This window comes from Xanthomonas sp. F4 (assembly GCF_011761895.1).
On record NZ_JAASQX010000002.1, the window covers coordinates 395,869 to 422,450 of the forward strand.

The 26,582-nt window shown below is 69.7% G+C and carries 20 protein-coding genes; 12 read left to right on the plus strand and 8 right to left on the minus strand.

Annotated elements, in window-relative coordinates; genetic code table 11:
* Position 1: 1 nt before the first annotated feature.
* Entirely contained in the window at positions 2–2,809 is a 2,808-nt protein-coding gene (locus tag FHR66_RS09660) for a S9 family peptidase (protein WP_202395006.1), read from the plus strand.
* 208 nt (positions 2,810–3,017) lie between these two features.
* Here FHR66_RS09660 and aroA read toward each other — a convergent pair whose 3' ends face one another.
* The 3 genes from aroA to serC all read right to left on the minus strand — a co-directional run bounded on the left by aroA (position 3,018) and on the right by serC (position 7,239).
* The gene (aroA, locus tag FHR66_RS09665) at positions 3,018–4,334 is read right to left on the minus strand and encodes a 3-phosphoshikimate 1-carboxyvinyltransferase (RefSeq protein WP_202395005.1); all 1,317 of its coding nucleotides are present in this window, start codon (positions 4,332–4,334) and stop codon (positions 3,018–3,020) included.
* A gap of 592 nt (positions 4,335–4,926) precedes the next feature.
* On the minus strand, positions 4,927–6,075 hold the full coding sequence (gene pheA, locus FHR66_RS09670) for a prephenate dehydratase (RefSeq protein ID WP_160970989.1): 1,149 nt from the start codon (positions 6,073–6,075) through the stop codon (positions 4,927–4,929).
* A gap of 78 nt (positions 6,076–6,153) precedes the next feature.
* Positions 6,154–7,239 carry a 3-phosphoserine/phosphohydroxythreonine transaminase gene (serC, locus tag FHR66_RS09675; protein ID WP_160970988.1) on the minus strand — a complete coding sequence of 362 codons (1,086 nt, stop codon included), beginning with the start codon at positions 7,237–7,239 and terminating at the stop codon, positions 6,154–6,156.
* Positions 7,240–7,393: 154 nt separating this feature from the next.
* Here serC and msrP point away from each other — a divergent pair, with 154 nt between their 5' ends.
* Positions 7,394–8,362: a protein-methionine-sulfoxide reductase catalytic subunit MsrP gene (gene msrP, locus FHR66_RS09680; protein ID WP_160970987.1), complete on the plus strand. Its 969-nt coding sequence runs from the start codon at positions 7,394–7,396 to the stop codon at positions 8,360–8,362.
* Positions 8,363–8,467: 105 nt separating this feature from the next.
* Positions 8,468–9,097, plus strand: coding sequence for a protein-methionine-sulfoxide reductase heme-binding subunit MsrQ (gene msrQ / locus FHR66_RS09685; RefSeq protein WP_160970986.1), 630 nt, complete (start codon positions 8,468–8,470; stop codon positions 9,095–9,097).
* Here msrQ and FHR66_RS09690 read toward each other — a convergent pair.
* Positions 9,066–9,866 (minus strand): FHA domain-containing protein, encoded by an 801-nt coding sequence (locus tag FHR66_RS09690; RefSeq protein ID WP_160970985.1) that lies wholly within the window; start codon positions 9,864–9,866, stop codon positions 9,066–9,068. The two genes, msrQ and FHR66_RS09690, sit on opposite strands and share 32 nt — an antisense overlap.
* Positions 9,867–9,982: 116 nt before the next feature.
* Between FHR66_RS09690 and FHR66_RS09695 the strand changes: the two genes are divergently transcribed.
* Complete coding sequence (locus FHR66_RS09695; protein WP_160970984.1) at positions 9,983–10,258, plus strand: polyhydroxyalkanoic acid system family protein; 276 nt, start codon at positions 9,983–9,985, stop codon at positions 10,256–10,258.
* Positions 10,259–10,741: 483 nt separating this feature from the next.
* Here FHR66_RS09695 and FHR66_RS09700 read toward each other — a convergent pair whose 3' ends face one another.
* Entirely contained in the window at positions 10,742–11,461 is a 720-nt protein-coding gene (locus FHR66_RS09700; protein WP_160970983.1) for an FFLEELY motif protein, read from the minus strand.
* A gap of 87 nt (positions 11,462–11,548) precedes the next feature.
* On the opposite strand from FHR66_RS09700, the gene FHR66_RS09705 reads away from it, so the two are divergent.
* From FHR66_RS09705 to FHR66_RS09715, 3 genes are all read left to right on the plus strand, one after another.
* A complete protein-coding gene (locus tag FHR66_RS09705; RefSeq protein WP_160970982.1) occupies positions 11,549–12,814 on the plus strand; it encodes a patatin-like phospholipase family protein in 1,266 nt (421 codons plus the stop codon).
* A 127-nt stretch (positions 12,815–12,941) separates the two neighbouring features.
* On the plus strand, positions 12,942–13,592 hold the full coding sequence (locus FHR66_RS09710) for a phasin family protein (protein WP_160970980.1): 651 nt from the start codon (positions 12,942–12,944) through the stop codon (positions 13,590–13,592).
* Positions 13,593–13,792: 200 nt separating this feature from the next.
* Complete coding sequence (locus tag FHR66_RS09715; RefSeq protein ID WP_202395004.1) at positions 13,793–14,794, plus strand: restriction endonuclease; 1,002 nt, start codon at positions 13,793–13,795, stop codon at positions 14,792–14,794.
* A 293-nt stretch (positions 14,795–15,087) separates the two neighbouring features.
* Here the strand turns inward: FHR66_RS09715 and FHR66_RS09720 are convergent, their stop codons facing one another.
* The 3 genes from FHR66_RS09720 to FHR66_RS09730 form a co-directional block, all read right to left on the minus strand.
* Complete coding sequence (locus FHR66_RS09720) at positions 15,088–17,076, minus strand: SDR family oxidoreductase (protein ID WP_160967826.1); 1,989 nt, start codon at positions 17,074–17,076, stop codon at positions 15,088–15,090.
* Positions 17,077–17,252: 176 nt separating this feature from the next.
* The gene (gene hutC, locus FHR66_RS09725; RefSeq protein WP_160967828.1) at positions 17,253–17,984 is read right to left on the minus strand and encodes a histidine utilization repressor; all 732 of its coding nucleotides are present in this window, start codon (positions 17,982–17,984) and stop codon (positions 17,253–17,255) included.
* Between the two features lie 49 nt (positions 17,985–18,033).
* Entirely contained in the window at positions 18,034–19,431 is a 1,398-nt protein-coding gene (locus FHR66_RS09730; RefSeq protein WP_160967830.1) for a formimidoylglutamate deiminase, read from the minus strand.
* A gap of 63 nt (positions 19,432–19,494) precedes the next feature.
* On the opposite strand from FHR66_RS09730, the gene hutI reads away from it, so the two are divergent.
* From hutI to FHR66_RS09755, 5 genes are all read left to right on the plus strand, one after another.
* Positions 19,495–20,697 carry an imidazolonepropionase gene (gene hutI, locus FHR66_RS09735; RefSeq protein ID WP_160967953.1) on the plus strand — a complete coding sequence of 401 codons (1,203 nt, stop codon included), beginning with the start codon at positions 19,495–19,497 and terminating at the stop codon, positions 20,695–20,697.
* Positions 20,694–22,232, plus strand: a complete 1,539-nt coding sequence (gene hutH, locus FHR66_RS09740; RefSeq protein ID WP_160967832.1) for a histidine ammonia-lyase — start codon at positions 20,694–20,696, stop codon at positions 22,230–22,232. Before hutI ends, hutH begins: the two co-directional genes overlap by 4 nt.
* Before the next feature lie 107 nt (positions 22,233–22,339).
* Positions 22,340–23,203, plus strand: a complete 864-nt coding sequence (gene hutG, locus FHR66_RS09745) for an N-formylglutamate deformylase (RefSeq protein WP_167087743.1) — start codon at positions 22,340–22,342, stop codon at positions 23,201–23,203.
* A 50-nt stretch (positions 23,204–23,253) separates the two neighbouring features.
* The gene (gene hutU / locus FHR66_RS09750; RefSeq protein WP_160967836.1) at positions 23,254–24,921 is read left to right on the plus strand and encodes a urocanate hydratase; all 1,668 of its coding nucleotides are present in this window, start codon (positions 23,254–23,256) and stop codon (positions 24,919–24,921) included.
* 189 nt (positions 24,922–25,110) lie between these two features.
* The gene (locus tag FHR66_RS09755; protein WP_160967838.1) at positions 25,111–26,547 is read left to right on the plus strand and encodes a serine hydrolase domain-containing protein; all 1,437 of its coding nucleotides are present in this window, start codon (positions 25,111–25,113) and stop codon (positions 26,545–26,547) included.
* Positions 26,548–26,582 lie beyond the last annotated feature (35 nt).

The window sequence follows — 26,582 nt, forward strand, 5'->3', positions numbered from 1 at the left end:
CATGAGCATGCACGCATACCACGGCGACCCGCAGCTGCGTCAGCAAGTGATCGACCAGCTGTACGGCCTGGAACACGCGGGCCGCTGGGAGTACCGGCCTCTTTACTGGAACGGCGAGGTCGGCAGCGTCGTCGGCAGCCTGCTGCAGAGCGACGACCTCGACCGCTGGGAGGCGGACTTCGGCCTGCCGAAGTGGCTCGCCCTGGCAATCGACTCCATGGTCGCCGGCAATTCGACCCTCGGCGTGGCATGGGGCATCCACCTGCTGCAGGGCATTCCGCCCGGCATGCCGATGGATACGGTGGGCAGCCGTACCCTGCTGGAGCTGTTGAAGGGCAAGACCCACGGTCTGCACGGCCTGGAAGCGGCCGCAGGCCTGGCCGAGGCGCTGGAAGGCGTTGCCGCGCTGCATGCTGCACGCCTGGAGGGCCAGGACGTCGACGGCGCCCGCTGGCGCAAAGCCCGCCGCGCTGCGGTCGAGCAGACCAATGTCCAGGAGCCCGGGTCGGTCGCCGCGGCCGTGGGATCGTGCATCGAAGCCGCCGCCTGGGACCCGATGCAGTCCCGCAGTGCCGTGTCCGACACGCTGCGCGGCTGGATGAGCGCACGGATCGCGGCGGGCATGGCCGCCTACTCCTGGAGCAAGGCGGACGACGACGACATGACGCAGGTGCTGGGAGCCTTGCATGAGGAAGATAAGGCCAGCCGCGAGCCGGGGGACACCGAATACACCAATGTCTTCCTTCTACTGGAGCAGAAGCATCCCGAGAAAGCCAAGCGGCTGAGGGCCTTCTACAGGTACCAGAGGAACCAGTACGCCAAGCAATGGCGCCAGGCAGCGCTGGCGCTGCAGAACATCCTGCATGCCGCCGACGGCTCCGCGCCCGCCGCGCTCATCCCGCGCAAGCACCTGTTCGCCAACCCGGCGCGGGCGGCCATGAGCATCAGCCCGGACGGCCAGTGGCTGGCCTGGCTGGCCGACGGCGATGGCGTGATGAACATCTGGGCGGCGCCCAGCGCCAGCCAGCAAGAGGCGCGGCAGATCACCCACGACGTGCGGCGGGGCATCCAGGCCTTCGACTGGACCTACGTCCCCGGCATGCTGCTGTTCTCGCAGGACCGCGACGGCGACGAGAACTTCCAACTGTTCGGCGCCGATCTCGCCGACGGCACCCTGCGCGCCCTCACGCCCGCCGCGCCGGGCGTGCGCACCGGCGTGCAGAGCATCAGCCGACAGCGGCGCGACGAGATCGCGATCGTGTCGAACGCGCGCGACGCGCGTTTCTTCGACGTGCATTTACTGAATCTGCGCAGCGGTGAGCTGCAGTGCCTGGAAGAGAACCCGGGCTTCGCCGGCTTCGTGCTGGATGCGCGCTACGAGCGCAAGCTGGCCGTACGCAACACCCGCGATGGCGGCAGCGAATGGCTCCGGCGCGATGCCGCCGGACACTGGCAGCCCTGGCAGGTGTTCTCCGCCGAAGACGCGCGCAGCTCGGGGCCCTCGCACTTCGACGAGCAGGGCCACACCCTGTATGCCTACGACAGCCGCGGGCGCGACACCGCCGCGCTGGTCGCGATCGATTGGGACAGCGGCACCGTCAGCGTGCTGGCCGAGGACCCGCGCGCGGACATCGGCGGCATGCTCACCGATGCCGCCAGCCACCGCCCCCTGGCCTACGGGGTCACCTACGAGCGCTTCAAGCTGCACATGCTGGACGAAGCTCTATTGCGCGACATCGAAACCCTCGACGATGCCGCCGGCAACGGCGAATGGCGCATGACCGCACGCACCGAGGACGACCAGCGCTGGATCGTCGCCCTGTCGTCGGACACGCGCCCCTCGTCGACGTGGCTGTACGACCGCCAGGCGCGCACGTTGCAGCACCTGATGGACCTGCGGCCCCGGCTGACCTGGGCGCCGCTGGCACGGATGCAGCCGGTGGTCATCCCCGCGCGCGACGGGCTGCCGCTGGTGTCCTACCTCACCGTGCCCGTGGAGGCCGACGCGGGCGATCTGCGCGCCGCCAATCCGCTGCCGCTGGTGCTGTTGGTGCACGGCGGCCCGTGGTCGCGCGACGCCTTCGGCTTCAACCCCATGCACCAGTGGCTGGCCAACCGCGGCTACGCGGTGCTGAGCGTCAACTTCCGCGGCTCGACCGGATTCGGCAAGCGCTTCGTCAACGCGGCAGACGGCGAATGGGGCCGCAAGATGGACCAAGACCTGGACGACGCCGTGGCCTGGGCGCTGCAGCGTGGGATCGCCGATCCGCAGCGCTTGGCCATCTTCGGCGCCAGCTATGGCGGCTACGCCGTGCTGTCGGCGCTCACGCGGGATCCGACGCGCTACGCCTGCGGCATCGACGTGGTGGGGCCCTCCAACCTGGAGACGCTGCTGGCCTCCATTCCCGCCTACTGGGAAGCGGACCGCGTGCGCCAGCACCGTGCGCTGGGCGACCCGGGCACCGACGCAGGCCGTGCGCAGTTGCGTGAGCGCTCGCCGCTGCACCGCGCCGCGCAGATCCGCACGCCGCTGCTCATCGCCCAGGGCGCCAACGACCCGCGCGTGAAGCAGGCCGAATCCGAGCAGATGGTGGCCGCGCTGCGGCAGAGCGGCATCGCGGTGACCTACGCGCTCTACACGGACGAGGGCCATGGCTTCGTGCGGGAGGCCAACCGCATGTCGTTCAACGCGCTGTGCGAGGACTTCCTGAGCTGCCACCTGGGAGGACGCGCGGAAGCCTGGTCGGAAGCGGACTATCCGGGCCATTCGCTGCTGCTGGCACAGCACTCCGCACGCCAGGTCGCGTAATCGGCGCGGTCTTCGCCACCTCGCCGCGCCCTGCGTCGCGGCGGGTGGCCGGGATCGCGTACGCGAGGCTCCAGCGCCTTGCCCCGATCACGCCCGCCAAGGCCGGTGACGCGCTCGGCACGGACGCTCCGCCAGATGGATCGCGCACCTGGCGATCGATGATCGAGGCGTGCACTGCGGCCTGCGCTCGGCAGGCCGCAGTCAGTCCTCAACCGGCAGCGCGCAACCCGAATCCAGCGCCGCGCGCCAGCGCGTCGAAGCCCGGGAACGACGTCGCCACGTTCGCCACGTCCTCGATCCGCACCTCGCCTTGCGACAGTTGCCCGGCGATGGCAAAGGCCATGGCGATGCGATGGTCGCCGTGGCTCTCGATCGTTCCCGCGCCCAGCGTGCCGCCGTGGATGGTGGCGCCGTCCGCGGTTTCGTCGACGACGATGCCGAGGCTGCGCAACCCGGTGGCCATCGCCGCCAGGCGGTCCGACTCCTTGACCCGCAACTCCGCCGCACCGCTGACCACGGTCTGCCCTTCGGCCGCGGCCGCGGCCACGAACAGCGCCGGGAACTCGTCGATCATGTCCGGCACCACGCTCTCCGGAATCGTCGCACCACGCAGCGGCGCGTAGCGCACGCGCAGGTCGGCGACCGGCTCGCCGCCATGCTCGCTGTGGTTGTGCTCGACGATGTCCGCCCCCATCAGCCGCAGCGCCGCCAGCAGGCCCGTACGGCGCGGGTTGAGTCCGACTGCCTTCAGGGTGATGTCCGAGCCGGGAATGATGCTGGCGGCGACGATGAAGAACGCCGCCGAGGAGAAGTCGGCCGGCACCGCGATATCGGTAGCGCGCAGGCGCTGACCGCCGTGCAGGCGCACTTGGCCCGGCGAGAACGTGATGTCCACGCCGAACGCGGACAGCATGCGCTCGGTGTAGTCGCGGGTGGGATGCGGTTCCTGCACCGAGGTGACGCCCTCGGCGTACAGCCCGGCCAGCAGCACCGCCGACTTGACCTGGGCACTGGCCACCGGCGAGACGAACTCGATGCCGCGCAGCGGCTGGCCGCCATGGATGCGCAGCGGCGGCACGCCGTTGGCCTCGGTGTCGATACGCGCGCCCATCAGCGCCAGCGGCTCGGTGACCCGGCGCATCGGCCGCTTGGACAGCGATGCATCGCCGACCAGCACGCTATCGAACGGCTGCGCCGCGAGCAGCCCGGCGAGCAGGCGCATGCCGGTGCCGGCGTTGCCGCAATCCAGCGCGCCCTGCGGCGCCTGCAGCCCATCCACGCCCACCCCATGCACGACGCGCTGCGACGGCGACGACGTCTCGATCCGCACCCCGAGTTGCGCAAAGATCGCCGCGGTCGAACGCGTGTCCTCGCCCTCGAGGAACCCCTCGATCCGCGACGTGCCATCGGCCAACGCCGCGAACATCACCGCCCGGTGCGACACCGACTTGTCCCCCGGCACCGTCAGCGTGCCCTGCAGCGCAGTGCCGCGCGTTGCGATCCAGCCTTGCTCGTTGCTCATCATCGTTCCTGAAAGTCCAACCACCCGAAGATCCACCACCGCCCGAGGTCACCGCCGCCACTACCGAGCGCTTGCGCTACCACGACGACGCCTACACCCAGTCAACCAGAGCCACCGCTGTCGCTGCTGTTCTTGCTGCTGTTGCCGTTGCTGTTGTTCTTGCTGTTGCCGTTGTTCTTGCTGTCGCTGTTGCTCTCAATCCCCCGTGAGGGCTGGCGGACACGGCGGGTAAAACCCCGTGAGGGGCGACGCGCAGGAAGCGCGTCGTTTTCGGCAGGCACATGGATGTGCCTTCCGATGTCCCGCCGTGGCCGCGGACCCCGCGCGAAGCGCGGGGCAGCCCGTTAGGGGTGTGCTTTCTTTTGGTTACTTTGATCAGCCTCCGGCTGCTGTAAAGCGCTTCTTTGCACAGGCAAAGAAAAGTGACTCGCGCAAAGCGCGAAAGCTGTTGCTGTTGCCTTTGCTGTTGCCTTTGAAGAAGAAATCATCCCGAAGAACGCCTGGTCGCGGCTGAAGCCGCTCCTACACAGGCGCACCTCTTTTCGTCATCAAAGCGCCCTGCCGCGATCAGAGCCGAAGCAACAGCGCAACCACCTCAAGGCACCGCCACCGGATACGACCCCAACACCTTGATCTGCGCCGAATGCGCCTTCAACTCCGCCAACGCCGACTTCATCGCCTCATCCTCCACATGCCCCGCCAGATCGATGAAGAACCCGTACTCCCACTTCGCCTGATGCGACGGCCGCGACTCGATCCGATTCATGCTGATCCCATGCCGCGCGAACGGACTGAGCACATCGAACAGCGCACCCGGCTTGTCGTGGATGAACACCAGCACCGACGTGCGATCGTGACCCGACGGCGGGAAGATCTGCCGCCCGATCACCAGGAAGCGCGTGGTGTTGTCCGCGTCGTCCTCGATCGACTTCATGATCACCTTCTTCAGCGCATACACATGCGCCGCGCTCTCCCCGCCGATCGCCGCCGCATCGTCGGCGTTGCGCGCGCGGCGCGCGCCCTCGGCGTTGCTGGAGACCGGAATCTTCTCCACCTTCGGCAGGTTCGCGCGCAGCCAGCCGGCGGTCTGCGCGAACGACTGCGGATGCGCGTAGATCCGCTCGATCGCGTCCAGCCGCCCGCTGCGCGAGAGCAGGAACTGATGCACGCGCAGCTCGGTCTCGCCGCAGATCTTCAGGTTGGAGGTCAGGAACATGTCCAGGGTGACCTGGATCGTGCCCTGCCCCGAGTTCTCCACCGGCACCACGCCGAAGTCGGCGTTGCCGCTTTCCACTTCCTGGAACACTTCCTCGATGGTGGCCATCGGCAGGCCCACCGCCGAGCGGCCGAAGTGCTTGAGCACCGCCTGCTGGCTGAAGGTGCCTTCCGGCCCCAGGTAGCCGATCTTCAGCGGCTCCTGCTGCGCCAGGCATGCGGACATGATCTCGCGGAACACGTGCACCAGCACTTCGTCGCTGAGCGGGCCCTGGTTGCGGTCCACCACCATGCGCAGCACCTGCGCCTCGCGCTCGGGGCGGTAATAGTCCACCGCCGCGGCGAGCTTGCCCTTGGCCTTGCCGACCTGGTGCGCGAACTGCGCGCGCTCGGCGATCAACGCCTGGATGGTGCGGTCGATCTCGTCGATCTTGGCGCGGACGTCGGCCAGGGCCGGCGTGGCGGCGGGCTTGGCCGACTTGGACGATTTCGGGTCGGCGGCGGGGGATTGCTTCGGCTTTGCGGCCATGGCTCGGGGGTTCCTCGGTGGTCCGGATCGCCGAGCGATCCGGTCGCGGCTGAAGCCGCTCCTACAAAAATCGGCGACTCAGCCGTGGCGCTGCTGGAAGTCGCGCATGAACGTCACCAGCGCCTGCGCGCCGGCCAGAGGCATGGCGTTGTACAGCGACGCACGGATGCCGCCGACCGCCTTGTGCCCCTTCAGCGCCAGCAGGCCGGCCGCCTTGGACTCGGCGACGAAGCGCGCGGTGAGGGTCTCGTCCGGCAGGAAGAACGGGATGTTCATCCGCGAACGCACCGCCGCCGCGACCTCGTTGCGGTAGAAACCGCCGGAGGCGTCGATCGCCGAATACACCAGCGCCGACTTGGCCTGGTTGCGCTCGGCGAACGCCTGCACCCCGCCCTCGGCCAGCATCCACTTGAACACCAGCCCGGCCAGGTACCAGTTCCAGGTCGGCGGCGTGTTGAGCATGGAGTCGCGCGCCACGTGCGAGCGGTAGTCGAAGATGTCCGCGCGCGGCTGGCCGGCGCGTTCGAGCAGGTCGCGGCGGATGATGACCACGGTGACGCCGACCGGGCCGAGATTCTTCTGCGCGCCGGCGTAGATCAGCGCGTACTTGGACACGTCGATCGGCTCGGAGGCGATGCTGGAGCTGAAATCGGCGAACAGCGGCACCGCGCCGACGTCCGGCGTGTCGCGGAACTCCACGCCGTGGATGGTCTCGTTGGCGGTGATGTGCACGTAGGCGGCATCGTCGCGCAACTGCCACGCGGCACGCGGCGGGATGTCGCGGAAGCCGTCGGCCTCGCTGCTGGCGGCCACGTGCACGTCGACGTAGGGCCCGACCTGCTTGATCGCGGTCTTGCCCCAGTGCCCGGTCACCACGTAGTCCACGGTCTGCCCGGGCGCGGCGAAGTTCAGCGCCAGCAGTGCCTGCTGGGTGGTGGCGCCACCGGCCAGGAACAGCACGGCGTAGTCGTCGGGAATGCCGATCAGCCGGCGCAGGTCGGCGTCGGCCTGCGCCGCCACCTCCATGAACTCGGCGCCGCGGTGGCTCAGCTCCACGATCGAGGCACCCACGCCGTTCCACTCCAACATCTCCGCCTGCGCCTGGCGCAGGACCGATTCCGGCAAGGCAGCGGGGCCGGCACTGAAATTGAACGCGCGCGTCATGGGGCACCTATCGGACAGGACCCCTAGTATGCCGCAGCGCAACAGCTTGCGGCCCGGGCAATTTAGGTTGCATTTGCATCCATTCGCCCTGCGCATGCGTAGTCTGTGTTGAAGTCCCCGCCACTGCTCGCCCCCTTCGCTCCAGGAGTCCGCCATGTCGTTGCGCGATGCCCTCACCGTCCCCAGCCGCGAGATCACCGACGAGGCGGTCTACCGCGACCGGCGACGCCTGCTGCAGGCCCTGGCGTTGACCCCGCTGTCCGGCCTGGTCGGCTGCGCCGACGCCGAGCCGCCGGCCCCGCCGAAGACCGTGGTGACCCCGGAGCAGGCGCGCAGCGGGTTCCGCACCAACGAGGAGCTGACCCGCTACGAGGACGTGACCAGCTACAACAACTTCTACGAGTTCGGCACCGACAAGACCGATCCGTCGAAGGCGGCCAAGACCCTGCGCACCTCGCCGTGGTCGGTGAAGGTGTCCGGCGAATGCGAGAAGCCCGGCACGCTGTCCCTGGACGACCTGCTCAAGGGCCACACGCACGAGGAGCGCATCTACCGCCTGCGCTGCGTGGAAGGCTGGTCGATGGTGATCCCGTGGCTGGGCGTGCCGCTGGGCGATGTACTGAAGCGCTTCGCGCCGACCTCCAAGGCCAAGTACGTCGCCTTCACCACCTTGGCCGATCCGCAGCAGATGCCCGGCATCCGCTACAGCTCGATCGACTGGCCGTACAAGGAAGGCCTGCGCATCGACGAGGCCATGCATCCGCTGACCCTGCTCGCCACCGGCCTGTACGGCAAGCCGCTGCCGCAGCAGAACGGCGCGCCGCTGCGGCTGGTGGTGCCGTGGAAGTACGGCTTCAAGAGCATCAAGTCGATCGTGGAGATCCGCTTTGTCGAGCGCATGCCGGAAACCGCCTGGCACGAACTGCAGCCGTCCGAGTACGGCTTCTTCTCCAACGTCAATCCGGCGGTGGACCACCCGCGCTGGAGCCAGAAGACCGAACGCCGTATCGCCGGCAAGGCCAGCAAGCTGTTCGCCGAGCGCATTCCCACCCGCCCGTTCAACGGCTATGCCGACCAGGTGGCGTCGCTGTATGCGGGGATGGATCTGAAGAAATGGTATTGAGCCGGGATTGGGGATTCGGGAGTGGGGATTCGCGGAGCGGTCGCTGCACGCGGCGGGTCTGCGCAACCTCCACGGCATCGTTGGCGCGTGTTGGTTTGAGATTGCATGGCTAAGACATCCGCTTCGTTGATCGCTGCCAAGGCGGTGGTGCATGCGCTGGCGCTGGCGCCGATGGCGTACCTGGGCTGGCAGTTCTGGCAGGTATGGCAGGCCGGCAGCGACGCGCTCGGGGCCGATCCGGTGGCCGAGGTCGAGCACCGCACCGGGCTGTGGGCGCTGCGGTTGGTGCTGCTGACCCTGGCGATCACGCCGCTGCGGCAGTTGACCGGGCAATCGGTGCTGCTGCGCTTCCGGCGCATGCTCGGGCTGTACGCGTTCTTCTACGCGACCGTGCATCTGGCGGCCTACCTGGGGCTGGACCTGCGCGGTTACTGGACGCAGATCTTCGAGGAGATCGTCAAACGCCCATATATCACCGTCGGCTTCCTCGCCTGGTTGCTGCTGGTGCCGCTGGCCATCACCTCCACCCAGGGCTGGATGCGCCGGCTCAAGCGCAACTGGGGCAAGCTGCACAAGGCGATCTATGCGATCGGCGTGCTCGCCGTGCTGCACTTCTGGTGGCTGGTGAAATCGGACATCCGCGAACCGCTGCTGTACGCGGCAATCCTGGCGGTACTGCTGGGCTGGCGCGGCTGGCGGGCGCTCAGCGCGCGCCGAACCACAGCAGGCCGCTGAGTGCGGCGGCCAGCAGCAAGGCGCTGAGCAACAACCACGGCCAGCGCCGCGCGGTGGCCGGGCGCGGCGCCACCGCCGCCGGCGTCAGCGCCAATGCCGCCAATGCCGGGTCGTCGCGCAGCGGCTCGGCGCCGACCACCTGCGGGACTTCCAGCACGAACCGGTGCTGGGCATCGAACACCACCTGATCGCCAGGCTGCAGCCAGCAGCTGCGCACGGTGACGCCATTGACCTGGGTCTGCGCATCGCCGAAGCCGCGCAGCAGCACCCGCTCGCCGTGCCGCTCCAGGCGCGCGTGCTGCTCGGCGCAGGCCGGATCGTCGATGCGGATGTCGCACTCGCGCAGGCGACCGATGCTGCGTACCCGGTCCACGGTGAAACTGCGGCCATGGTGCGGACCGCCGACGCCGCGCAGCACCAGGCGCGGATCGTCGTGCTCGGCTTCGCTGACCTCGGGCAGGCGCTGCAACGGCTCACACTTGCCCTGCACCACCATTTCGACGCCGTCGGCGTAAACCGCGTCGCCGGCACGCAGCAGGGCCATGCGCCGCACCGGGCGACCGTTGACGTGGATGCCGCGGCTGCCGTTGGCGACCTGCAGCCACAGGCCGCGCCGGTCCAGGCAGAACTGCGCCAGGAGCAACGCGCCCTGGGTGTCGTCGACCACGCTGACCTGGCCGGAGGCCAGGCGCACGATGCGATGCACGCCCGCGCGCAGGGGCCGGTCGGGATGTTGGCGGTTGCTGAAATGGACTTGCAGATCGTGCACGGCGGGCAGCCTAGCAGGTTGCCTGCGCGCGCAGAAGCGTGCGTGCTGGACAATGCACCACGCATACGCACAATGCCTGATCGTTCACGCGGGCGCCCGCCCGCACAGGAGCCAGCATGTCCAGCATCGACATCCGCCACGACCACAGCAAGACCCCCGCGCAGGCCCGCAAGGCCATCGAGACCGCCGCCAAGAAACTGGCCGAGCGCTTCGACCTGGAATCGCACTGGGATGGCGATTCCTTGTTGTTCTCGCGCTCGGGCGTGGACGGACGCATCGAACTGCTGCCCAAGCAGGTGCACGTCACCGCCGAACTGGGCTTCCTGCTCTCGGCGATGAAGGGCACGGTGGAAAGCGAGATCCGTCGCGTGCTGTCGGAGAAGCTGGCATAAGTGGATCTAGCCCCTCTCCCACCGGGAGAGGGGTTGGGGTGAGGGTGCGGCGCGAAGCGACTCGCCGAGGTGGGAACACGCGCTGCCCGTACCCTCATCCACCCCTTCGGGGCACCTTCTCCCGGTGGGAGAAGGAACAGCTGAAAGCCCCTCTCCCATCGGGAGAGGGGTTGGGGTGAGGGTCAGGCGCGCGAAGCGCCTGCACCAAGCTGGCTACGCGAGGCTGCGCCCGTACCCTCATCCGCCCCTTCGGGGCACCTTCTCCCGGTGGGAGAAGGAACAGCTGAAAGCCCCTCTCCCACCGGGAGAGGGGTTGGGGTGAGGGTCCGGCGCGCGAAGCGCGTGCACCAAGCTGGCTAAGCGAGGCTGCGCCCGTACCCTCATCCGCCCCTTCGGGGCACCTTCTCCCGGTGGGAGAAGGAACGGCTAAAGCCCCTCTCCCACCGGGAGAGGGGTTGGGGTGAGGGTCCGGCCACCGATCACTCACTCCAACGCAAACGGATCCGGATCGCCCGCGAACAACCGCCGCGATACAGCACGCTCGGTGCTCTCGATATCGCCGATGAACCCCTCGGCGTCGCCCAGGGTGGAAAACGCGTCGAAGCCGCGCTCCAGAAACCCCTGCAGTTCCGACAGCCCCGCCGCCTTGGCCGGGCCGCGGGCGAAGCGCAGCAGCATGCGCACGCCCGGCGTATGCACCGCCTTGGCCAGACCCAGGCCGACGCGGGCGATCAGATCGATCTGGCGCTGGCGCAGCCGCGGCAGTCCGGCCTGCCGATAGGCCTCGGCATACAACGCCTCGTCCAGGCGCTTGCGCCGCGGTGCCAGGGCCTGCAACGCGGCGGCCATGCGCAGATCCAGGGCGTGGGTCAGCGCGCCCAGTTCGATGCCGTCGGCGACCGTGTCCAGCAGCGACGCCGGCATCAGCCGCTGCATCATCGGCAACACCTTGACGATGTCGGCGTCGCGGCGGCTGAAGTCGCGGTCGCCATAGACATCGGTGAGGAAGAACATCGCCGCCGGACGCCGCTGCGGATCCTCCAGGAAATGCTCGAAGCTGCGCTCCAGCCGCTGCGACTGCCAGCGCCGCAGTTCCTGCAGCCAACGCAGCGCGTTGCGCGGTTCGCGCGCGGGATCGTGCAGCGCCTGGTGCCACGCCAGACGGCGGCCGAGTCGTTCCAGGACGGGAGTGCTGCGCGCCATGGGCGCCGATGATGGTCGCAGCCCGGCACGACCGCAAGCGTCACCGCGCTCGGCTACACTCGCGCCACTGCCTCCAGCGGACCGCGCATGCTTTCCCTCCACAGCGCCTCGCCCCGTCCCCACTCCAACGGCCGCATCGGCCTGGCCATCGCCGGCGGCGGCCCGATCGGCGGCATGTACGGCCTCGGCGCGCTGCGCGCCCTGGACGAAGCGCTGGACGGACTGGACCTGACCCGACTGGATTGCTACGTGGGCGTCAGCTCCGGTGCGTTCCTGACCGCCGGTCTGGCCAACCGGATCAGCAGCGCCGAGATCTGCCGGATCTTCGTCACCGGCAACAGCGACGATGCGCGGTTCCGCCCGGAAGATTTCCTGCGGCCCAACGTCTACGAATACCTGCGCCGGGCCGCGACCCTGCCAGGGCTGGCCTACGGCTGGTGGCACGACCTGCTCACCGAGCCGCGCAAGACCCGCTGGTCGGACCTGATCACCCGCTTCGGCGGGCTGGTGCCCAGCGGCCTGTTCGACAATGCCGGGGTCGAGCGCTTCCTGCAGGACGTGTTCAGCCGTCGCGGCCGCAGCAACGATTTCCGCGACCTCGACGCCAACCTGTTCGTGGTCGCGGTGGACCTGGACAGCGGCCGCGCGGTGCGCTTCGGCGAGCCGGGCATGGACCACGTACCGATCTCGCTGGCGATCCAGGCCAGCGCGGCGCTGCCGGGGCTGTACCCGCCGGTGCAGATCGACGGCCGCCATTACGTGGACGGCGCGCTGCGCCGCACCATGCATGCCTCCACCCTGCTGGAGCGCGGCATCGACTTGATGATCGGGATCAACCCGCTGGTGCCCTACGACGCCACCCACGCGCCGCGCCGCAACGGCCACGTCGACCGCGCGCGGCTACTCGCCGGCGGCCTGCCGGCGTTGCTGTCGCAGACCTTCCGCACCCTGCTGCAATCGCGCATGCAGGTCGGGCTGGAGAAGTACGCGCGGCAGTACCCGCAGGTGGACCAGTTGGTGTTCGAGCCCAACGCCGACAACGGCGAACTGTTCTTCACCAATCTCTTCAGCTACGCCGCGCGCCACCGCGTGTGCCAGCTCGCCTACCGCAACACCCTGTCCGACCTGCGCCGCAATGCGCAGACGCTGGAGCCGCTGCTGGCCGCGCACGGCATCGCGCTGCGCCATCCGATCCTCAACGACCGCAAGCGCACCTTCCTCGATGGCGTGGACGTGCAGCCGCGGCGCATGACCGAGACCACCGCGCGGCTGCGCCGGGCGCTGGACGACGTCGACCAGGTCATCGCCAACCGGCGTGCCACGCGCGGTACCCGCCGTTCGCCGGGGGCGTAGCCAACGCCGCGCCTGCCGACGTCGGCATCGCGTTCCGCGCACCCCACGCGCACGCTGGTGTGATTACTCTAGTCAACCTCCCGAGTCTCGACCTCCGCCACTCATTCGCCGAAGGAACCGCACCGTCATGGCCACTCTGAAGAAATCCGCCCGCAAGAAGCGCAGCACCGCCCCTGCCGACGACACCCTGCAGGCGCAGGCGGAGAAGCTGTCCAAGCGCCTGGGCGAATCGGCGCAGCAGGTCTGGCTGGCCGGCGTCGGCGCGTTCGGCCGCGCCCAGGCCGAAGGCGGCAAGCTGTTCGAGACCCTGGTGAAGGAAGGGCTGAACCTGGAGCAGAGCACGCGCAAGCTGGCCGGTGGCGGCGTCGACGCGGTGCGCGATGCGGTGGAGAACCGGGTCGGCCAGGCCCGCGAGCGCGCCGCCGACACCTGGGACCGCCTGGAGAAGGTGTTCGAGGATCGCGTGCAGCGCGCCCTGCGCCGCCTGGAAGTGCCCAGCCGCGAGGACCTGGGCGCGCTGATCGACCGCGTGGATGCGCTCAACGGCGAGCTGCGTCATCTGCGCGGCGGCCGTGCGCCGCAGGCATCGGGCAAGGCGCCGGCAGCGAAGAAGGCCACCAAGAAGACCGCCGCGGCGCAGCCCGGCGCCGCCAAGCGCGCGGCACCGGCACGTCGACGCGCCGGCCCGGTGGTCGCCAAGGTCGCACCCGCCAAGAGCGCCACGGCGCCCAAGCGCGCCAGCCGCAAGCGCAATGTGGCGCCGACCCCGGCCGAGTAACCGGATTGTTGCAAAGCAGCACGTTTTTCCAGACAATCGAAACGGACCCGCCAGTCCATCAGAAGACCGTTTGCTCCCCTCCCCTCTCGGCTTCGGACTGGCGGGTCTTTTCTGTCCGCCTTCCACCGCTGTCGCCTTGCCGGCGCCGTGACACGCTGGCGATACACTGACTTCTTTACGGCGCGTGTGCGGGTGCAAGCATGTTTTCCTGGATAGCGGCAGCGATCTTGGCGGTCGCGGCATGGCTGGCGGCCAGCCTCTACCTGTGGCTGGTGCGGCGCCGCGAAAACGAGACCATGGCCGGGCTGCACGCGCTGGCCGGGCTGCACTGGCGCGATTTCTCCTACATGGTGCGGCGCGCGATGCGCGAGCAGCGCGACCTGCAGGACGCCGCCGTCGACGAGCACGCCAGCCAGGAACCGCAAAGCGACTTCGTGATGACCCGCGGCGACGCGCGCTGGCTGCTGTCGTGCAAGCACGGACGGGCTTACCGGATCGGCTCGGCCGCGGTCAACGAACTGGGTGCGGCAGCGCGGCTGATGGGCGCGCAGGGCGGCATCCTGATCACCGAGGGCAAGGTGCAGCGCGACGGCATCGCCGCGGCCGAGAAACAGGCGGTGGAAATCCTCGACGGCCGGCGCATCTGGCCGATGCTCAAGCCCTACCTGCCCAGCGAACTGGAAGACGGCGTGATCGGCGCCAGCCGCCGCCGCGCGCAGCGCCACATCGCCATCGCCGGCCTGGCCTCGCTCGCGCTGGGCGTGGTGACCGGCGTCGGTGCCCTGGCCCTGCAGCAACCCACGGAGCCGCCAGCTTCCGTGGCCGCACCTGCACCACCGCCGGCGCCCGCCGCACCGGCAGCCCCCACGCAGGCCACCGCCGCGCCAACGAACAGCGCCGTCGCCGCGCCGCAACCAGCACTCGACGACACCGGCAACCTGGCCGAACCCGACCCCGCCACCGAACAGCGCCACCGCCAGGCACTCTCCAAGACCCTGGCCGGCACCCCGGGCGTGATCCGCGGCATCTGGCAGACGCAGATGACCCTGGTGGTCGACCGCAGCGGTGACGACGCCCAGGTGTGGCCCCGCATCTGCCGCGAAGTGGAGCGCTACCCGAGCCTGCGCACCGTCCGCATCCAGCTCAACCCGCGCCCCGGCCACGCCGAGCCGGTGCGCTGGCGGCAATGTAGGACGTTTTGAGCGGGGATTGGGGAATCGGGATTGGGGATTGGTAAAAGCGGGTCACTGCGGCGGATGGGCTGTTGCGAAGTCCTGCATTCCAATCGGGCTCAATCACGCAGACGCCGCGTCGGCGCGGTCATTGCCATTTGCCCTAGGTCGCCTGGTTCTGAGGCAGCGCCCGCTCTGGCCACTGCACGCCCCGCTGCGTCCTAGCGGAACGACAGGAAGACCTTAGCCCACGCGAACACGTATCCGATATCGGGGACCCGCTTTTGCGAATCCCCAATCCCAACTCCCCAATCCCCGCCCCACTACCAATGGACGCCCCGCATCAGCGCAGCAAACGCGATCTGCTCCTGGCTGGGCTTGGCCTCGCGTAGCGCCTTGCGGTCGCCCTTGGCCGCGGCCGAGTCGGGGAACAGTTCGAAGGCGGTGTTCATCACCACCTCGTAGGCCTTCGGCGCCACCGCGTTGACCAGGGCGGCGAAGATGCCCAGGCGCGTGGCCACGCGGCTGGGGCGTTCGATGATCGCCTTGACCATCAGGTCCGCAGCCTCGTCCACGCTCAGGGTCGGCACGCTGTCGTACATCTTGGTCGGGGCGATCATCGGCGTCTTCACCAGCGGCATGTTGACCGTGGTGAAGCTGATGCCCTTGCCCGACAGCTCGCCCTGCGCGCAGCGGCTCCAGGCGTCCAGCGCGGCCTTGGAGGCGACGTAGGCGGAAAAGCGCGGCGAGTTGGCCAGCACGCCGATCGAGCTGACGTTGATGATGTGGCCCTTGCGCCGCGCGGTCATGCCCGGCAGCACGCCCATGATCAGACGCAGGCTGCCGAAGTAGTTCAGTTGCATGGTCCGCTCGAAATCGTGGAAGCGGTCGTAGCTCAGTTCGATCGAGCGGCGGATCGAGCGGCCAGCGTTGTTGATCAGCACGTCGACATGGCCGTGCGCCTCCAGCACGGTCTTGAGCAGGCGGTCGCAGTCGGCCAGGTCGGACAGGTCGGCGGTATAGGCGAAGACCTTGCCGCCCTTGGCGTTCATCGCATCGCGCGCGGCATGCAGTTCCTGCTCGCCGCGGGCCACGATGACGGTGATGGCGCCGGCCTCGGCCACCCGCTGCGCGGTCGCGAGGCCGATGCCCGAGGAGCCGCCGGTGATCAGCACCACCTTGCCGCGGACCTTGCCCTTGAGCGAGCGGTCGACGAACAGATCCGGGTCCAGGTGCCGCTCCCAGTGGTCCCACAGGCGCCAGGCGTAGTCCTCCAGCCGCGGCACGGCGATGCCGCTGCCCTTCAGCGCGCGCTCGGTCTCGCGGCTGTCGAAGCGCGTGGGATAGGTGATGAACTTCAGCACCTCGCGCGGGATGCGGAAGTCGCGCAGCAGCATGCCGGTGAAGCGGCGGATCGGCGGCAGGCTGCCGACCGCGGCGCGGATGCTCGAGGGCACGAACGCGAACATGCGCGCGTCCACCCGCAAGGTCATCTCCGGCGCGTGGCCGGCGCGGCAGAACACGTTGAGCACCTCGCCCACGCGCAGCGGCTCGGGGTCGGTGAGGTGGAAGGTATGGCCGTCGAGCTTGGGCTTGTGCGCGATGTGGTCCATCGCGTCGGCGACGAAGTCCACCGGCACCAGGTTGATCCGCCCGCCCTCGATGCCCAGCATCGGCGCCCACGGCGGCAGCAGTTGGCGCAGCTTCTTGATCAGCGGAAAGAAGTAGTACGGGCCGTCGATCTTGTCGATGGCGCCGGTGCGCGAGTCGCCGACCACCATCGCCGGGCGGTAGATGCGCCACTTGATCCGGGTCTCGGCGCGCACCAGCGCCTCGGCATCGTGCTTGGTGCGCAGGTAGGGATCGTCCAGCCCCTCGGCTTCCTCGAACATGTCCTCGCGGAAGATGCCCGGGTACAGCCCGGCCACCGCGATCGAACTGGTGTGGTGGAAGATGCCGGCGCCAAGTTGCGCGGCCAGTTCCAGCGCGTTGCGGGTGCCCTCGAGGTTGGCGACGCGCTGTTCCTCGGCCTTGGCGGTGAGGTCGTACAGCGCGGCCAGGTGGAAGAAATGCTTGACCTTGCCGTGCAGCGCCTTGCGCTGCGCCGCGTCCAGCCCGCAGCAGTCGGCGCCGACGTCGCCGTGCAGTACCACCAGGCGCTTGGGATCCCACCCCTGCTCGCGGACCAGCGTATCGAACTTGCGCTGCGACTCCTTGCGCAGCAGCACATGCACGGTGCCCTTGCGCCGCATCAGGTTGGCCATCAGATAGCGGCCGATGAAACCGGTGGCGCCTGTCACGAAATACGTCATGCCGAACCATCCCTCGTTCCGCGGCCACGGCCCCTCGCCCAGCCTCGGCGCTAACTTGCCAGAGTGCGGCGGGCAGGACAAACGCACGCTGGAGTATGGTGAGTGCGTGCGCGCCGTGCTGCATCACAGCATCGCAGTGCGCCTATGTGGCGACGCTCGTGTGCAGTGCGCCGGCTTCAGCGCGCGCCGGGCGAAAACCGCGCGATCAGGTCGTAGGTGTCGCCGAGGAACACCTGGCGCACGAAGGTCACCGCCTGCTCGCCGCGCCAGGTGCGGCGGTCGATCAACAGGCAGGCCGTGCCGGCCGGCACCTGCAGGCGTGCCGCCTGCGCGGCACTGGCGCCGACCGCGCTGATGCGGTGTTCGGCGCGCGTCCACGGCACATGCTGCAGCAGCCAGCTGCCGGGCACGGTGACCGCGAAGTCCATCTGCAAGGCCTCGGGCACCGCCACCGGATTGATCACCCGTTCCTCCAGCGCGAACGGACGACCATCGGCGTAGTGCAGGCAGTGCAGCGCCAGCAGGCTGCCCCCGGCGGCGACCTCGGCCTCCTGCGGCAGCCCCGCGCGCGGTGCGCGCTGCTGCCGCTCCAGCAGTTCGAAGCGGTAGGCATGACCACGCGCGGCGACCTCGACCGGGATGTCCGGGATCTCCAGCGCCACCTGCTCCATGTGCGGATGCGGCCGCGCCACGAACGAACCGGCGCGGCGCCGGCGTTCGATCATGCCGGCGTCGGCGAGCAGCGCCAGCACCTTGTTGACGGTCATCCGCGAGCAGCCGTACTGCGCCATCAACTCGTGTTCGAACGGAATGCGATGGCCGGGCGGCCACGCGCCGCTGCGGATATGCGCCTCGATGTCGCGGCGGATGCGCTGATTGAGCGGCAGGATCGGTGCGGCCGGCGTCATCGGCAGTCCGTGCCACGGCAGACAGCACACAGCGCGCGGGTGCCGCGGCTCATGCGTCCAGCAGCCGGGTCAGCGCGCGCGCATAGCGGGCGGCCACGCCCTCGCGCTGCAGGTGGCGGCCTTCGCGTACCAGTTCGCGGCTGTGGCGCCAGACCGAACGCACCGCGCCGCCGCGCGCGGCGAACAGCCAGCTGTCCAGCCAGGCATCGCCATGGCGCGCCTGCAAGGCCGGATGCGCGGCGTCCAGCTCGACCAGATCGGCCGGCGCGCCCTCGCACAGGCCCTGGGCCACGCCGAGCGCCTGCGCCGCGCCCTGCGCCGCGGACTGGAACAACAGGCGGCCACTGGACAGCGCGGTGTCGCCGGTCAGTACGTTGCGCCCGCGCAGGCTCAGGCGCTGACCGTATTCGAGCAGGCGCAGTTCCTCGGCCGCATCGATCAGCACGTTGGAATCGGAGCCGACGCCGAAACGGCCGCCGGCCCGCAGGAACGCCGGCATCGGGAACAGGCCGTCGCCGAGGTTGGCCTCGGTGATCGGGCACAGTCCGACCACGGCGCCGCTGGCGGCGATGCCCTGCACTTCGGCGGCGTCGACGTGGGTGGCGTGGACCAGGCACCAGCGCGCATCCACCGGCGCGTGCGCCAGCAACCACTGCACCGGCCGCTGCCCGCTCCAGGCCAGGCAGGCGTCGACCTCGCGGGTCTGCTCGGCGATATGGATGTGCACCGGGCCATCGCACAGCGGCAGCAGGGTCGCCAGTTCTTCCGGGGTGACCGCGCGCAGGCTGTGCGGGGCCAGGCCCAGCACCGCGTCGTCCAGCCCCTGCAGGGCGCGGCGGCTGCCGTCCAGCAGCGCGGCGAAACCGTCGACGTCGTGCAGCAGGCGCTGCTGCGCCGGGTTCGGCGCGGCGCCGCCGAAGTCGGCATGCGCGTAGAACACCGGCAGCAGGGTCAGGCCGATGCCGCTGGTCTGCGCCGCGGCCGCCAGGCGCTGCGCCATCTCGGCACGGTCGGCATAGGGCCGGCCGTCGGCCGCGTGATGCACGTAGTGGAACTCGCCGACCCGGGTGAAGCCGGCCTCGAGCATCTCCACGTAGGCCTGCTCGGCGATGGCCTGCAGATCGTCGGGGCTCAGCCGCTGCAGGAAGCGGTACATCAGTTCGCGCCAGCTCCAGAAGCTGTCGCCGCTGCGCCCACCGATCTCGGTGAGTCCGGCCATGCCGCGCTGGAAGGCGTGGCTGTGCAGATTGCCCAGCCCGGGCACCACGATGTCCAGGCGCCGATCGCCCGTGGCCGCGGGCACGCCGCGCTCCACCGTGGCGATGCGACCACCGCGCACGCCAATGCGCACGTCGCGCGCCCAGCCTTGCGGCAGCAACGCGTGCGCGCACCAGAATTCGCCCGATCCCGCCTTGCCACTGGCCTGCTGTTGCGCCTGGGTCTGCACTGGACACCCTCCATCGACCGCAATATTGTATATACAAAATAAACGACGAGCCTGCCCGTGACCATGCCCTGCGACACGCTCTGGCACAACGCGCACCTGATGACGCTGGACGCCGAGGACGGCGGATTGGGGCTGGTCCACGACGGCGTGGTGGCCTGCCGCGACGGGCGCATCGTCTACGCCGGCGCCGCCGCGCAATTGCCCGGCCCGCTGTCGGCACAACGCAGCATCGATTGCGGCGGGCGCTGGATCGGCCCCGGCCTGATCGACTGCCACACCCATCTGGTCTATGCCGGCAACCGTGCCGGCGAGTTCGAGCAGCGGTTGCTCGGCGCCAGCTACGCGGACATCGCCCGCGCCGGCGGCGGCATCGTCTCCACGGTGCGTGCCACCCGCGCCGCCGACGAGGACGCCCTGCTCGCCGCCAGCCTGCCGCGGCTGGACGCGCTGCTGGCCGAAGGCGTGACCACGGTGGAGATCAAGTCCGGCTACGGCCTGACCCTGGAGGACGAACTGCGCCTGCTGCGCGTGGTGCGGCGCCTGGGCGAACTGCGCGCGGTGGCGGTGTCGCCCACCTTCCTCGGCGCGCACGCCGTGCCGCCCGAGGCCGAGGCGCAGGCCTACATCGACGAGGTCTGCGAGCGCATGATCCCGGCCGTCGCCGCGCAGGGCCTGGCCGAGGCGGTGGACGTGTTCTGCGAGCATCTGGCGTTCACCCCGGCGCAGACCGAGCAGGTGTTCCAGGCCGCGCAGCGCCACGGCCTGGCGCTGAAGATCCATGCCGAGCAACTGTCCAACCAGGGCGGCGCAGCGCTGGCCGCACGCTACGGCGCGCGCTCGGCCGACCATGTCGAATACCTGGACGACGCCGGTGTCGCCGCGATGGCTGCCGCCGGCACTGTCGCGGTGCTGCTGCCGGGCGCGTTCTATTTCACCCGCGACACCCAGCTGCCGCCGATCGCCGCGCTGCGCGCCGCGGGCGTGCCGCGCGCGCTGGCCACCGACTGCAACCCCGGCACCTCGCCGCTGACCAGTCCGCTGCTGGCGATGAACCTGGCGGCGACGCTGTTCCGGCTGACCGTGGCCGAGTGCATCGCCGGCTTCACCCGCGAGGCGGCGCGTGCGCTCGGGCGCCAGGACCAGGTCGGCCGGCTGCGCGCCGGACTGGTCTGCGACCTGGCGATCTGGGACATCGCCGAACCGGCCGAATTGGTCTATCGCATGGGCTTCAACCCGCTGCATGCGCGTATCTGGAGAGGACAATGAGCGACGACGAGATCCTGCTGCGCCCCGGCGCGGTCAGCCTGGCGCAATGGCGCGCCGTGTACCGCGGCGCCGGCGTGCGCCTGGACCCGGCCTGCGCCGACGCGGTGCTGCGCAGCGCGCACACCGTGGAGGCGATCGTGGCCACCGGCGCGCCGGTGTACGGCATCAACACCGGTTTCGGCAAGCTGGCCAGCGTGCGCATCGAGCGCGAGGACCTGCAGGCCCTGCAGCGCAACATCGTGCTGTCGCACGCGGCCGGGGTCGGCGCGCCGATGCCGGTGCCGGTGGTGCGGCTGATGATGGCGCTGAAGCTGGCCAGCCTGGCCCAGGGCGCCTCCGGCGTGCAGCCGCAGACGCTGGCGCTGCTGGAGGCGCTGCTGCACCACGAGGTGATCCCGGTGGTGCCGTGCCAGGGCTCGGTCGGCGCCTCCGGCGACCTGGCGCCGCTGGCGCACCTGGCCACGGTGATGCTCGGCGTCGGCGAGGCCTTCGTCGGCGACGCGCGCCTGCCGGCGGCGCAGGCGCTGGCCCAGGCCGGGCTACAGCCGCTGACGCTCGGCGCCAAGGAGGGCCTGGCACTGCTCAACGGCACCCAGTTCTCCACCGCCTATGCGTTGGCCGGGCTGTTCGAGATCGAGCGCGTGTTCCATGCCGCGCTGGTCGCCGGCGCGCTGTCCACCGAGGCCGCGAAAGGCTCGGACACCCCGTTCGATCCGCGCATCCATGCGCTGCGCGGCCAGCCCGGGCAGATCGCCACCGCCGCCGCGCTGCGTGAATTGATGCACGACTCGGCGATCCGCGATTCGCACCGCGACAACGACGTGCGCGTGCAGGACCCGTACTGCCTGCGCTGCCAACCGCAGGTGATGGGCGCGGCGCTGGACGTGATGCGCCAGGCCGCCACCACCCTGGCCACCGAGGCCAACGGCGTCTCCGACAACCCGCTGGTGTTCAGCGATACCGGCGAGGCGCTGTCCGGTGGCAACTTCCACGCTGAGCCGGTGGCCTTCGCCGCCGACATGCTGGCGCTGGCGGTCTGCGAGATCGGCTCGATCAGCGAGCGCCGCGTCGCCATGCTGGTGGACCCGGCGCTGTCCGGGCTGCCGGCGTTCCTGACGCCCAAGCCGGGCCTCAACTCCGGCTTCATGATCCCGCAGGTCACCGCCGCGGCGCTGGTCTCGGAGAACAAGCAGCGCGCCTATCCGGCCAGCGTCGACTCGATCCCGACCTCGGCCAACCAGGAAGACCACGTGTCGATGGCCGCGCATGGCGCGCGGCGCCTGCTGGCGATGGCCGAGAACGCGGCCAACGTGGTCGGTATCGAATTGCTGGCGGCCGCGCAGGGCTGCGACTTCCACGCGCCGCTGCGCTCCAGCGCCGCCCTGGAAGCGGCACGCGCGCTGCTGCGCGCCCGCGTGCCGGCGCTGCAGGACGACCGCTATTTCCACCCGGACATGCTGGCCGCCACCGCGCTGGTGCGCGACGGCGCGCTGGCCGCGGCGGTGGGGATGCCGTTGCCCGAGGTCAGTGTCTAATCCGACGACCCCTTGTAGGAGCGGCTTGAGCCGCGACCGGGCTTTCCCGGCAATGCCCTGTCGCGGCTAAAGCCGCTCCTACAGAACAGCACAACCCGCGAGGCCGTATGACATCCCTGCCCGACTGGCTCACCGTGCACCGCGGCGATGCGCCGCTGATCCTCAGCTTCCCGCATACCGGCACCGAGTTGCCGGAGGCGCTGGCCGAGCGCTTCGTCTCGCCGTGGCTGGCGCAGCGCGATGCCGACTGGTGGGTGCACCTGCTGTACGACTTCGCCAAGACACTCGGCGCGACCACCGTGCGCACCGCGATCTCGCGCTCGGTGATCGACGTCAACCGCGACCCGGCCGGGGTGTCGCTGTATCCCGGCCAGAACACCACCGGGCTGTGCCCGCTGACCACCTTCGACGCACAGCCGCTGTACCGGCCCGGCGCCGAGCCGGATGCGGCCGAGATCGACGCGCGCCTCACGCGCTGGTTCGCGCCCTACCACGCCGCGCTGGATGCGGAGATCGCGCGCCTGCGCGCCCGGCACCCGGCGATCGTGGTGTACGACGCGCATTCGATCCGCTCGCGCATTCCGCACCTGTTCGACGGCGAGCTGCCGCAGTTCAACATCGGCAGTGCCGGCGCCTCCGGTGCAGTGGATAGCAGTTGCGCGGCGGCGCTGACCGATGCGGTCGAGCGCGTCTGCGCCGACAGCGGCTTCAGCCATGTGCGCAACGGCCGCTTCAAGGGTGGCTGGAGCACCCGCCACCACGGCGCGCCGGCCGACGGCGTGCACGCGATCCAGATGGAACTGGCCTGCCGCGGCTACATGCACGAGCCGGACACGGTCGACCCCAGCACCTGGCCGTCACCCTGGCAACCCGACCACGCCGCGCCGCTGCACGCGGTGCTGCAGCACGTGCTGCAGGCCTGCCTCGCCTTCGCCCGCAGCCCCGCCGCATCCGGCCGCGTCGCCAACTGACGCGCGCGCACCGCGTTCCGCCTTCCGCGCATCCACCTGAGGATTCCCGCATGACCCGCCTCGACGCCACCCGCCGCATCCACGCCCCCACCGGCAGCACGCTCACCGCCAAGAGCTGGCTGACCGAAGCGCCGCTGCGCATGCTGATGAACAACCTGCACCCGGACGTGGCCGAGCGCCCGCAGGAACTGGTGGTGTACGGCGGCATCGGCCGCGCGGCGCGCGACTGGGAATCCTTCGACGCGATCGTGGAAACGCTCAAGCGCCTGGACGACGACCAGACCCTGCTCGTGCAGTCGGGCAAGCCGGTCGGCGTGTTCCGCACCCATGCCGACGCGCCGCGGGTGCTGATCGCCAACTCCAACCTGGTGCCGCGCTGGGCCAACTGGGACCACTTCAACGAGCTGGATAAAAAGGGCCTGGCCATGTACGGCCAGATGACCGCCGGCAGCTGGATCTACATCGGCGCGCAGGGCATCGTCCAGGGCACCTACGAAACCTTCGTGGAAATGGGCCGGCAGCACTACGGCGGCGACCTGTCCGGGAAGTGGCTGTTCACCGGCGGCCTCGGCGGCATGGGCGGCGCGCAGCCGCTGGCCGCGGTGATGGCCGGCGCCTCATGCCTGGCGGTGGAGTGCCGCAAGAGCAGCATCGAGATGCGCCTGCGCACCGGCTATCTGGACACCTGGACCGATAATCTCGACGAGGCGCTGCGCCTGATCGAAGAATCGTGCACGGCGAAGAAACCGCTGTCGGTCGGCCTGCTCGGCAATGTCGCCGACGTGCTGGATGAACTGCTGGTCCGTGGCGTCAAGCCGGACCTGCTGACGGATCAGACCTCCGCGCACGACCCGGTCAACGGCTACCTGCCGCAGGGCTGGAGCGTCGAGCGGTGGGACGAAAAGCGCGCGAGCGCGCCCAAGGAAGTGGAGGCCGCCGCGCGCGACTCGATGGCCAACCACATCCGCGCCATGCTCGCCTTCCACGCGCTGGGTGTGCCGACCGTGGACTACGGCAACAACCTGCGGCAGATGGCGCTGGAAGAAGGCGTCACCGATGCATTCGATTTCCCCGGCTTCGTGCCGGCCTACATCCGCCCGCTGTTCTGCCGCGGCGTCGGCCCGTTCCGCTGGGCCGCGCTGAGCGGCGACCCGGAGGACATCGCCAGGACCGATGCCAAGGTCAAGGAACTGATCCCGGACAACCCGCACCTGCACCGCTGGCTGGACATGGCCGCCGAGAAGATCAAGTTCCAGGGCCTGCCCGCGCGCATCTGCTGGGTCGGCCTGGGCGACCGCGATCGCCTGGGACTGGCGTTCAACGAAATGGTCGCCAACGGCGAACTGAAGGCGCCAGTGGTGATCGGCCGCGACCATCTGGATTCGGGCAGCGTCGCCTCGCCGAACCGCGAGACCGAGGCCATGGCCGATGGCTCCGACGCGGTCTCCGACTGGCCGCTGCTCAACGCCCTGCTCAACACCGCCAGCGGCGCCACCTGGGTGTCGCTGCACCACGGCGGCGGCGTCGGCATGGGCTTCTCGCAGCACGCCGGCATGGTCATCGTCTGCGACGGCACCGAGGCCGCGGCCAGGCGCATCGCCCGGGTGTTGTGGAACGACCCGGCCACGGGGGTGATGCGGCATGCCGATGCGGGCTACCCGATCGCGATGGACTGCGCGAAGGAGAAGGAACTGGATCTGCCGGGCATTCTGGGCTGATCGGGTGCCGACGAGGGGTGCTGGCCACTGGCCGGCATCCGCCTGCATTCTGTCGCGCCAAGGTGCGCCCGGCCCGATAGGCAAAGGTGCATGCCTGCGATCCGCAGTCGAGCAAGGCGCGCCTCGCGACGCTTGACCCTGTTTTTCAGGGCACCCATGATGCGCCATCGCCACTGATGGATCACCGCGATGGTTCGCGCCCTTGCTGCCACGCTGCTCTGCACCTTGCTCGGCAGCATGCCTGCCTCGGCTCGGGATAGCGCGGACACCCTTGCCGCGCGACTGGACGCGCAACTGCAGGTCAACCGCGAACGCTATGGTATTGCCGGCCAGGCGGTGCTGGTCGCGCACAACGGTCGGGTGCTCTACCAGGGCGCCAGTGGCGAACGCGATCCGGCCAGCCACGCGCCGGCCACCGTCGATTCCATCTTCACCGCGCAGTCGATGGCCAAGCTGTTGACCAGTACGCTGGTGATGCAGTTGGTGGATCAGGGCAAGGTGGATCTGGATGCCCCAGCCAGCCGCTACGTTCCGCAGCTGCCGGCCGCGTGGCAGACGATCCACGTCCGCGATTTCCTCAATCACAGTTCCGGCATCGCCGAGTACTACGACCGCGTGGACAACCGCTGGGTGAGCAAGGGCTACCCCGGCGTGGCACCCGACCTTGCCGCCGCACTGAAGGTGGCCGGCGCGGCACCGATGCAGTTCGCCACCGGCAGCCAGGTGCGGTACACCCAGGCCAACTACCTGGTGCTGACCGCCCTGCTGGAAGCGCACTACCGCAAGCCCTACCCCGCCATCGCGCGCGAACGCATCCTGCGGCCGCTACAGATGCGCAGTACGTCGTGGGGCCGGGCCAGCGTCCCGCCGGATCGCGCGGCCGTGCCGTATCTCGGCAAGGACGGCGCGCTGCAGCCGGCCGATGAAGACCCCTGGCCGAACTACGGCTGGGGCCACGCCGATCTGCAGACCAGCGTCGGCGACATGAACCGCTTCCTGCAGGCCTTGGCCACAGGCAGGCTGGTGCCCACGGCGACGCTGGAACGGCTGTGGCAGCCGCAGACGCTGGCCGGTGGCGGCAGCAACTTCTTCTCCACCGGTTGGGATACCACGCGCAGCGATGGCTACACCCAGGTCGGCCACGATGGCGGCACCCGCGTGCGGGCGCGGCTGGCCTACAAAGGCAACCTGCGCAATGGCTACTGGATCTTCGTGTATTTCACCAACGGCAGCGCCCGCAATGTCTGGTCCAGCACGCTGGTGGACAGCACGATGGCGCAGGCCGCCCCGAAGGAATTCCCGCATGCGCTGCTCTCCGAGCGCTTGATCGCCTATGCGCTGGACGATGGCGCCGGCGCGACGGATGCCATGCGCGCGTGGCTGCACGACGGCAATGGCGTCCCTGCCAGCGAACAGGAGCGCGCGATCAACGCCAGCGGCTACGCCATCCGCGAGAGCCTCGGCGCTGCCAGGGCGCTGAAGGTATTCACCCTCAACACCGTGCTGTTTCCGGACTCGGCCAACGTCTGGGACAGCCTGGCCGAATGTCACGCAGCACTGGGCGATGCGGAGATCGCCAAGGCGCTGTACGCCAAGTCGAAGGCGCTGTCCAAGCCCGCTCCCTAGCGTCGCGACAGCCCACGCGCCACCTGCCCGGGGCA

Bases quoted from the DNA above. Each gene is read 5' to 3' on its own strand.
- FHR66_RS09700 (WP_160970983.1), bottom strand. From the start codon at position 11,461: ATGGCGCGCAGCACTCCCGTCCTGGAACGACTCGGCCGCCGTCTGGCG.
- hutC (WP_160967828.1), bottom strand. From the start codon at position 17,984: ATGACGCCGGCCGCACCGATCCTGCCGCTCAATCAGCGCATCCGCCGC.
- hutU (WP_160967836.1), top strand. From the start codon at position 23,254: ATGACCCGCCTCGACGCCACCCGCCGCATCCACGCCCCCACCGGCAGC.
- pheA (WP_160970989.1), bottom strand. From the start codon at position 6,075: ATGGCCGCAAAGCCGAAGCAATCCCCCGCCGCCGACCCGAAATCGTCC.
- hutI (WP_160967953.1), top strand. From the start codon at position 19,495: ATGCCCTGCGACACGCTCTGGCACAACGCGCACCTGATGACGCTGGAC.
- msrP (WP_160970987.1), top strand. From the start codon at position 7,394: ATGTCGTTGCGCGATGCCCTCACCGTCCCCAGCCGCGAGATCACCGAC.
- FHR66_RS09705 (WP_160970982.1), top strand. From the start codon at position 11,549: ATGCTTTCCCTCCACAGCGCCTCGCCCCGTCCCCACTCCAACGGCCGC.
- FHR66_RS09715 (WP_202395004.1), top strand. From the start codon at position 13,793: ATGTTTTCCTGGATAGCGGCAGCGATCTTGGCGGTCGCGGCATGGCTG.
- hutH (WP_160967832.1), top strand. From the start codon at position 20,694: ATGAGCGACGACGAGATCCTGCTGCGCCCCGGCGCGGTCAGCCTGGCG.
- aroA (WP_202395005.1), bottom strand. From the start codon at position 4,334: ATGATGAGCAACGAGCAAGGCTGGATCGCAACGCGCGGCACTGCGCTG.
- serC (WP_160970988.1), bottom strand. From the start codon at position 7,239: ATGACGCGCGCGTTCAATTTCAGTGCCGGCCCCGCTGCCTTGCCGGAA.
- FHR66_RS09710 (WP_160970980.1), top strand. From the start codon at position 12,942: ATGGCCACTCTGAAGAAATCCGCCCGCAAGAAGCGCAGCACCGCCCCT.
- hutG (WP_167087743.1), top strand. From the start codon at position 22,340: ATGACATCCCTGCCCGACTGGCTCACCGTGCACCGCGGCGATGCGCCG.
- FHR66_RS09755 (WP_160967838.1), top strand. From the start codon at position 25,111: ATGGTTCGCGCCCTTGCTGCCACGCTGCTCTGCACCTTGCTCGGCAGC.
- FHR66_RS09660 (WP_202395006.1), top strand. From the start codon at position 2: ATGAGCATGCACGCATACCACGGCGACCCGCAGCTGCGTCAGCAAGTG.
- msrQ (WP_160970986.1), top strand. From the start codon at position 8,468: ATGGCTAAGACATCCGCTTCGTTGATCGCTGCCAAGGCGGTGGTGCAT.
- FHR66_RS09720 (WP_160967826.1), bottom strand. From the start codon at position 17,076: ATGACGTATTTCGTGACAGGCGCCACCGGTTTCATCGGCCGCTATCTG.
- FHR66_RS09695 (WP_160970984.1), top strand. From the start codon at position 9,983: ATGTCCAGCATCGACATCCGCCACGACCACAGCAAGACCCCCGCGCAG.